The organism is Candidatus Jordarchaeum sp. (assembly GCF_052745115.1).
The window spans coordinates 1-8,551 of the sequence record NZ_JBRAKS010000118.1; the positions used below are offsets into that span (position 1 = coordinate 1).

General features: G+C 43.3%; 8 protein-coding genes. 4 read left to right on the forward strand and 4 right to left on the reverse strand.

The annotated features are described in order from the left end of the window. Positions 1-64: 64 nt before the first annotated feature. The 4 genes from ACUVXA_RS09945 (at position 65) to ACUVXA_RS09960 (ending at position 3,287) form a co-directional block, all read left to right on the forward strand. Positions 65-1,042, forward strand: coding sequence for a DUF362 domain-containing protein (locus tag ACUVXA_RS09945; protein ID WP_445871112.1), 978 nt, complete (start codon positions 65-67; stop codon positions 1,040-1,042). 192 nt (positions 1,043-1,234) lie between these two features. Further along, positions 1,235-2,326 carry a zinc-dependent alcohol dehydrogenase gene (locus tag ACUVXA_RS09950; RefSeq protein ID WP_445871104.1) on the forward strand — a complete coding sequence of 364 codons (1,092 nt, stop codon included), beginning with the start codon at positions 1,235-1,237 and terminating at the stop codon, positions 2,324-2,326. A gap of 284 nt (positions 2,327-2,610) precedes the next feature. Then, entirely contained in the window at positions 2,611-2,868 is a 258-nt protein-coding gene (locus ACUVXA_RS09955; RefSeq protein ID WP_445871105.1) for a hypothetical protein, read from the forward strand. Positions 2,869-2,891: 23 nt separating this feature from the next. Further along, entirely contained in the window at positions 2,892-3,287 is a 396-nt protein-coding gene (locus tag ACUVXA_RS09960; protein ID WP_445871106.1) for a type II toxin-antitoxin system VapC family toxin, read from the forward strand. 242 nt (positions 3,288-3,529) lie between these two features. On the opposite strand, the gene ACUVXA_RS09965 is transcribed toward ACUVXA_RS09960, so the two are convergent. The 4 genes from ACUVXA_RS09965 to ACUVXA_RS09980 form a co-directional block, all read right to left on the reverse strand. Beyond that, positions 3,530-5,116 (reverse strand): FAD-binding oxidoreductase, encoded by a 1,587-nt coding sequence (locus ACUVXA_RS09965; RefSeq protein WP_445871107.1) that lies wholly within the window; start codon positions 5,114-5,116, stop codon positions 3,530-3,532. A gap of 4 nt (positions 5,117-5,120) precedes the next feature. Continuing rightward, on the reverse strand, positions 5,121-6,416 hold the full coding sequence (locus tag ACUVXA_RS09970) for a (Fe-S)-binding protein (protein WP_445871108.1): 1,296 nt from the start codon (positions 6,414-6,416) through the stop codon (positions 5,121-5,123). 10 nt (positions 6,417-6,426) lie between these two features. Beyond that, the gene (locus ACUVXA_RS09975; RefSeq protein WP_445871109.1) at positions 6,427-7,887 is read right to left on the reverse strand and encodes an FAD-binding oxidoreductase; all 1,461 of its coding nucleotides are present in this window, start codon (positions 7,885-7,887) and stop codon (positions 6,427-6,429) included. Between the two features lie 144 nt (positions 7,888-8,031). Next, the coding region (locus tag ACUVXA_RS09980) for a hypothetical protein (RefSeq protein ID WP_445871110.1) at positions 8,032-8,551 on the reverse strand (520 nt) is incomplete at its 5' end.

Consider the following 8,551-nt stretch of genomic DNA (forward strand, 5'->3'; position numbering starts at 1 on the left):
TGCGAATCTATCGTCTGGAAGTGTCCTAGATGGGTAAGTTTCGGACAACGGTTTAATACACTTAATTAGAGAAGAGTCCAGTCCCGAAGAGATAATTGTAGCCGAGTGTTCCGCTTTAAATTGTGACACCAACCTATGCTTCACCAACACGAAAATTGGAGAGGCAGTGGCAAGAGCTGGTGGAAAGACCTTCTGCCTGGAGGAAGATACTTATAGGGAGGTGGAAATCCCGGGAGCCAAAGCCCTGCTGAGCGTCCGCCTTCCAGAGACAATTCTAGAGGCCGATGTCTTCATCACTGTACCCAAAATGAAAACACATATCATGACCACGATTTCCCTAAGCCTCAAAAACCAGCAGGGCGTACTCCTCTGGAACGACAAGAAAATATGTCATGCAGCTGACCTTCACCAGAAGTTTGCTGATTTGTATAGAGTAGTTAAACCAGATTTAGCCATTGTCGATGGTATCTACGCTATGCAGGGTCAGGGTCCATACTCCTTCTACCCAAACGACGTTGTAAAAGACATGAATGTCATAGTTGCGGGCACCGACCTCGTGGCCGTTGACGCTGTGACAACCGCAGTTATGGGACTAAATCCTATGGATGCGCTAATGATCCGAATCGCATACCATGAAGGACAGGGCGAGGCCGACCTAAACAAAATAAACGTTAAAGGCAAAGCAATCGAAGAAGTGAGACGTAACTTTGTTCCAGCGGTTCCTGACCCTAGAGGGGCATTTCCAAACGTGGATATTTACGCTGGGGGTGCCTGTCAAGGCTGTCTAACCTTCTTACGCTCTACTCTAGATAAACTAAACGGCGCAGGTTTCCTCCAAAAAATGGGAAAAACAAGCATCATTCTCGGATTGAACACCTACCTTCCCGAAGATCTAGAGGGAAACGTGTATATTTTTGGAGACTGCGCCCAAGAACACAGTGACAGAGGCACCTATTACCCCGGATGCGTACCCATAGAAGGTTTACTGGAGTTTGTAAAAACAGTAACGGGGTATAATCCACCCAAACAAAACCAGGTATAAATCAGAAATTCTCAATATGCAGTAGTTATATTAAGTTTCTCCGTTAAAAACTCTTTTTATTTTTTTCTTTCCTACAGTTTTTAAAAACATTAAATATCTTCTTACTTTTTTTCGTTATAAGAAATGTATTTATACATATTAGTGGTAACTATTTTAATCGCGTTTTAAAGCTAAAATTTTGAGGTGGATGTGTTGAAGGCTCTTGTTTGGGATGGTGGTCCATACCCTGAGGGTTTCCGTATAGAAGATGTTGAGAAGAAGGCACCCGGAAAGGGCTGGGTTTCAATCAGAACCAAAATGTGCGGAATATGCGGCTCCGACATTGGAATCATTAAGAGGAAGATGGCTTTCTTGGCTGATTTTCTCCCCAAGCCTATAATTTTCGGTCATGAGATAGTGGGAATTGTAGACGAGGTAGGCGAAGGCGTAGACCGTTTTAAAAAAGGAGACCGGGTTACTGTGGATGCTGCAGGTGGTTGTGCTGAATTGGGTGAGGAACTGTGCGACATGTGTAAAATAGGTCTCTACAATCTTTGCTACAATCAGGCTGTTACCGGCGGTGGTGTGGGATACAGCCAGTTGACTGGTGGGGGATTCGCAGAGTATTTCCTTGCTCACAAGTCTAAGGTGTATAAGATTCCGGACAATGTTTCGGATGAGGATGCGCTTCTAACAGAACCCTTGGCTACTGGGATACACTCCTGTTTTAAGGGTGATCCTGCGGGAAAAAAGGTTGCTGTGATTGGTGCGGGGACCATCGGGTTGCAGCTTTTACAGGCTAATAGGGTAATGGGAGCGGACATGATCTTTGTGGCAACCGAGTTCGAGTATCAGGCTAAACTAGCCGAGCAACTGGGAGCGGACAAAGTGTATTGCCTGGAGAGAGGCGAGATTCCTACACTAGGAATAACTGTGGATAGCGGTAAAGGTGTTGACCAGACTTACGAGGGGGTAGGCAGCGAACAAACTCTCAGAGACGCTATTTCTATAACCAAGCAGGGTGGAGACATCATATTCGTGGGCATGATGGGGGAGGCTAAAATAGATTTCACCATGATAAATATTAAGGAACTCACACTGCATGGAATCTATGGCTATCCTTTCAAATCCGAGGTTGTCAGATCACCTTTTGACATCGCACTAGAATGGGAGGAAAAAGGAAAGGTAAACAATAAGCCCCTACTCTCACACACCTACAAACTCGAACAGTGGAAAGAAGCATTCCAAGCACAACTAGATAAGAAAAAGTACAAATCCACAAAAGTGGCTTTCAAATACTTCTAAATTTAATTTATTACTTTTTTTGTTCAGATAAGCTGATAATGTAGATTCGCTCGATTTCGCTTCTGAAAGTAGCGTTTATAGAACTTATTTTTCCACTTAGAACCCCAAAAATGGGGGTAAACTCTGACGAATCCACATCACCCAAGTAAAGCTCAAAGAGTTCCCTAAAAGAGAGGGCATGAAGATATAAACATATACACCAGTATTTCTCACAAACCCAAATTCTTATAATTACGTTAAGTTATAATGTAATTACATAATTATGAAACTGATCGGTGGTCTGTTTGAGTTCCAGTCGAAAATACACCACGATTCCGGTTTTGGTTGAAGTTAAGGAAGTCCTTGACAAAATAAGGAAAGGGAGGGAGTGGAGTAAGTTTCTAGCCGAACTTGTTGAAGAGAATAAAAGGCTGAAAAGGAAGGTTGCTGCGAGAAGTCTGCAGAAGAGGTTTAATACTGTAGTGGAGCATATTTCAGATTCCTACCAAGCTTTCAGACAGGGGTTCAAGCTAAAAGATTCGATAAAGGATGGAACAAGTTAGTGGTGATTACTGGAGGGTTTTCTATGAGGGTGACGGTTGACACTGATGCTTTAATTAGGTTGGCGAAGCTTGGGAAACTTGAAAGGTTTGTTGAAGTTTATGATGCTTGTACAACAGTGGTAACAGAGTACGAGTACATCAGGGGGGAAGTTAGGGCTGGGGTAGGCTTAGAGGAGTCTAAGAGATGTTTTGAGGAGGCTTTTGAGGTGCTACCTCTGGACAACGAGAGTATAGGGGCTGCGAGTAGGATATGGGCTAAGCTAAGCAGCAGGGGAGAGCTAATGGGAGAAAGAGATCTTCTGACTGGAGCCATCTGCGTTTCAAAAGCCACTCCGCTCTGGACGCTGGACAAAAGACGTTTCAAGAGACTTGAGGAGTTTGGTCTCAAATTGGTAGATGTAGATATTCAAAACCTATAGCAGGGGGGACAGCTATTAAAAAGCTTACTCACCTTTTGGTTTAATTATTAACCTTTTAAAATACAACTGCTGTTTGAAAAACGTGTGAAAAGAAGTTTTCCAGTCCTTGACTTTGGCACTATTCGTTTTTAGATGCTTATTGCTGTTGGAATAATATTAGAAAGTGGATTTAACACTTAGTTAAATTAAGAATAAGATGGAAAAAAGTGAAGGTATGATTTCTGGTACTTTTCCTTTGATTTTTAATCTTTTTCTTTTGTTTCCTCTTCTGGTGCTGCGTAAAATGCTTGGTCTGACACGTTTTTTGGGTCGAAAGATTTCTTGATTTTACCTAACCATGAGTGGAAGTTACCGTAGATCGGCCCCAATATTTGAGCTAATTCTGGTCCTGGTCCTATTGGTACTCCGATTTTGTTTTCTATCACTGCTATGGTGGCTTCTTCTATGTACTTGCGTGCAGCTTTTCTGGATTCCGGGTCGATGGGGTCGTATTCAAAAAGTCCCTCGAAGTGAGTGAACTTATTGTGTTCATAGGGTCCTCCCCAGAAGTTCTCACCGCAGCCATCGTCATGAAGTACTTCTTCCTCAATATATTTCCTTCTGATTTGTTCTCCTATTTTTGCTCCTTTTACTGACATGTCCCAGGATGTGGCCGCTCCGAAGGAGGTGTGAAATTGTCCACTAGGTCGAAATATTCTGGGATTATAACATTGTGTAACTATGGCTAGAAGAATTAGAGGCTCATTCTCGGTTAATATGAACTCGAAGAATTTACCATTTGTTTCATCCACTATACTCTTCAAAGCCTTCTCCTGATACTCTAACTCTCTATTAGATTTGGAAGCCAGAACGATAGTAAAGTAGTATCTGTAATCTTCTATCATATTATACATTCCTTTCATCATATCATAGTACTCATTGTTTGTTTTCCCTAGCAATAGAGGTATCATCATTGGCGTGCAAGCCCTCCAAATAACATATCCAATCTCGGACTCACTGACTTTATACATAGCATCAGCCTGATCATCCCAATTTTCCCAATAAATAGTGAATACTTTGAAGTTCTCGGGAACCACCATTCCATACTGAGGATTCTCACCCCTAATTTCTGGTTTCTCTGGACCAGCCCAAGGATAGAGCTTGGTCGCACACTTGGTGAATATTCCTAGTCCTCCCATGGTTCCGTGCCACCCTCTCAATAGACCTCTAAGGCTAGGTCCGGGGCCATCACCACAGAACCATCCCGCTCCGCTACCAAGAGAGCCAAGTCTCAGAACCTCTCCCGTAGGGGTAACCCATTCTACTCCCAAGAGGTTCCGATTGTTCATGCTGGTGTGATAGCCTTTATCCCCGTATCCCATCATTGCTGTGCAAGAGGCTAAAACCGAGTGATTGGGTCCGGCACCTATTATGGCGCAGTCCAAACCCTTTTTCATGACCTCAACTTGAAGCTGCATAGCCGTGACATATGGCTCTACCACAGCAAACATGTTTTTCTCATCAATCTCAATTATTCTATTCATTCTTCTCAGATCCATCTGTATGACCCCTGGGGTTACGATACCGCTCCAAAAACCCCAACCGGTGCTATGTGGTTTTATCTTCACATTATGCTTGTTACATATTCTCACTATTTCTTGAATCTCTTCGGTGCTTCCAGGTAAAATCACGGCCTCGGGTTGTGCGGGCATCCATTTAGCTGAGTCGGGATTTGCTAAATCCGCCAAGTATTGATAGGAGTACACCGTTAACATTACCGGATCATCCGAAATGTTTTCAGGCCCAACAACGGATTCCAACATTTTGTAAACCTTTTTCTGCAAAACCATTTTATCAACCTCCTTTAACTCCCTCTTCACCCATCGCCTCAAGCACGAGTTCCACTATATCATACAGTTTGATTTTCTCCTCACCCTCCCTGATAACGTCTTCCAGGTTTGTTTCACAGAAGGGACAAGCCGTGACTAATGCCTCTGCCCCAGTTGCATTTGCCTCCTCTATTCTTTCAGCAGCAGCGAACGAAGCGAGCTCAGGAAAAGCTGCTTTCACTCCTCCGCCCGAACCGCAACACCAAGAATACTCTCTGATTCTCTCCATCTCCACGAATTCCAGCCCCGGGATACTTTTTAGTATGTTTCTTGGTGGATCGTAAACACCTTTAACTCCGAATCTGACTTCCTTCGGTGGATCAGTTATTATTAACTGTCCCATAACCTTCTTTTCCACACCATTCCATGGTACGTGGGGCTCCGCTAGTCTGCCCAAGTGACAGGGATCATGGTAGGTAGCCTTAATGGGGATTTCTTTTGAGAGTTTTATCTTGCCCTCTTTCATGAGTCGTTCAATGTACTCTGTGATGTGAAGAACCTCAAAACTCATTTCTCCTATGAACGGATAATAGGATTTAAACATGTGATAGCAACCGGAACAAGATGTTACCACCTCCTTGACACCAAGGCTGTTGAACATTTCAATATTATTCTTGGCATATTCCTCCATCAGTGCTTCATCTCCAATTTTGTACGCGGTGCTAGCGCAGCATAATTCATCTTTTCCCAAAATTCCAAAATCCACTCCGGCTTTCTGAAGAATGGTAGCCGTGGTCCTGGCTAAACCTGGAAGTCGGTAAGAGGAGGTGCATCCCACATAGTATAGTACCTGTGCTGTTTCTTGGGATATGTCTTTAATACCCATTCCCTCTGCCCATTCGCCTCGCTTTTTTCTCGGCTCCTTATACGGGTTATCATAGTCTCTAATATCCTCTAGCAGGGTCTGATGTCTAGGCGGAATCCTTCCCTTTTCCACACACTTAACCCTTAGCTCATGCATTATCTCAAGAGGCTCCAAATTTCCCCCATAGTACATTTTGCACGAAACATCGCAGGCACCACACATACTGCACGCGTAAACGATTTTGATTAGCTCATCCGTGTAGTCGATTTTGTCCTCCAAAAGGGCACAGGATATTATAACTCGCCCGCTTCCAGAGTAAGCGTGGAAATTGTACTTCTGGATGCTGGGACAGACGGTGGCGAATCTCCAGCTAGCAATTTTTGGTTGAGGAATCCATTTGCACAACGAGCACCTATTGCATCTTAACGCTTGAGTGTGATATTTTTCTAAACTCATCTAATCCCTCCTAGAAACACAATTTACCCGGATTCATTACCCGATTCGGGTCAAATAACTGCTTAACTTTTCTAAGGGCTATAGTGGTTTCAGCATCTCTATTATAGACCATGTCCGCCCACGGACCATAAGGTCTGCTGAAAAACGCTCCCGAATTTATCAAGTTCTCACTTGCCTGAATAAACAATCTTCTGATACTTTCTTTTTCTACCATGTCAGTTGGGTCATACATTAGATCGAACTCACAGTGGCATCCCACACCCTGCATCAGCGGTTGTATGTACACTCCGAGGTCTGTTTTTGGATACTTGCCTGCTTCAGCCATCTTGTACATAGCCTCAATGAATCCCATGGTTCTGTTTAACATGGTTAAAAAGAATATTTCCTGGCACCCACCCTGGTACCTGAATTTCCAATATTCTCTGGAAGAACTTTTCAACACTTTCAGCACTTCACCATCACTAATTCCGGAAATCGATGTCTGAAGCTCTAACCCTAGTTGCTGAGCTATATCCCTAGCATCCTTCTCCTGGTACTCCACCCTCTCCTCAGCCAATTTTTCTAATCCGGAAATATTGAGGATAAGTACCCATTGTGGCAAATCGCTGGAAATTTTCCTTATCTCTTCCGATTTCTCTGCCACCATATTTGCTAGATAAAAGTTATTCACCAAGAATAATTCCTCGCCCAGACGTCGCCTTAAAATATTATACGCAAACTCAATCAGATTTTCAATACTATTTGAAGATACGAAGAAGAGCCTCTCAAGACTCGGCAGTAACCCCACTCCAACAGTTGCCCAAGAAACAATACCCAGGGTTCCCTGAGCACCCTGAACAATCCTAACCGGGTCAAAACCACCCGGACCCATCGCACTCTTAAGTGCAGAGCCCGCAGCTAAAAGATCCAACACGGTTCCCGGACCCGAGGCTTCACCCGTTCTGAAGACATCACAGGTTCCAAAAACCACCTCTATACAACATAGGGGATCAAGCATATCCCAGTGATCTTTTGGTATGGTGACGGGTTCTCTCTCAAGATAACTGGTCAAAGCAGATTTCGTGAAACGTGGCAATAGTGGCATATAGGGCCTCAAGCCATGCTTTTCAAGTTCACTTCTGAGTTGATCAAAAGTCACTCCCGGCTCAATCATAGCCATCTTGTTTCGTCTGTCCACTCTTAAAATTTTGTTCATTCTGCACAGATTTACGATCACTCCTCCAAGATTTGGAATAGTGTCTCCACGGAACCTCGGACCACCAGGAGAACTAACAGGTGTCAACGGAATCCCGTGCTCATTTGACCATTTGACAATCTTTTGAATCTCAAAAACATCCTTGGGAAAAACGATACTCATAGGTTTTCTCTGCGGAACAAAGCTATAATCTCTAGAGTAATTGTCGAGTATTTCTGAATCTTCAACTACGTTTTCATCACCAACAATTCTCTTTAATTCTCCAATTTCCTCCAAACTTATCACCCAAAAATAAACAATTTTAACTTAAATGCGATTAGGATTTATTTAAGCATTATTAAGACAAAAATTTAGAATTATCAAGATGTGAACACATAGAATAAGAGGAAAACGAATTAAAGAAAGAGTAATGTCCTGTCCTTACCTTCTATAAGGAGCCAAAACGATAACATCATACTTTTTTGCATCTACGTCCGCAGTTGGATGAACAAGGTAGCCGAACATAAATGCCACCACATCCTTATCCTTAAATGCACTCTTAACAGTTTCAAGTACTTTAGCAAAGGTCTTAACTTCTTTGCTATGAATCCTAGACTTACACTCACCAGCTATGATAACCTCTTCACCATCGGGTCTATGTCCTTTTCCCAAAAGGTTAACCTGAACCTCCAGACCACCATCACCCACGTAAGCAGGCTCGAGTTCCCCCTCAACAGTAATATCCATATGCCTTTCAAACCACCCGGGAACCATAACCCTAGCAACATCCTCAAGTCTGAACCCGACAGTATCACTCAAACCCCCGACCTGAGAAGCCAAACCAGACAAAGCCTTAGCAGTATCCCTCTGAGCTTCAACAAGATGTTCCATGCTTACTTCTAACCTTTCGAGTCTTTCCTCTGTTCTTTGTTGGGCTTCTGCAAGTTGCCCTAATCTTTCC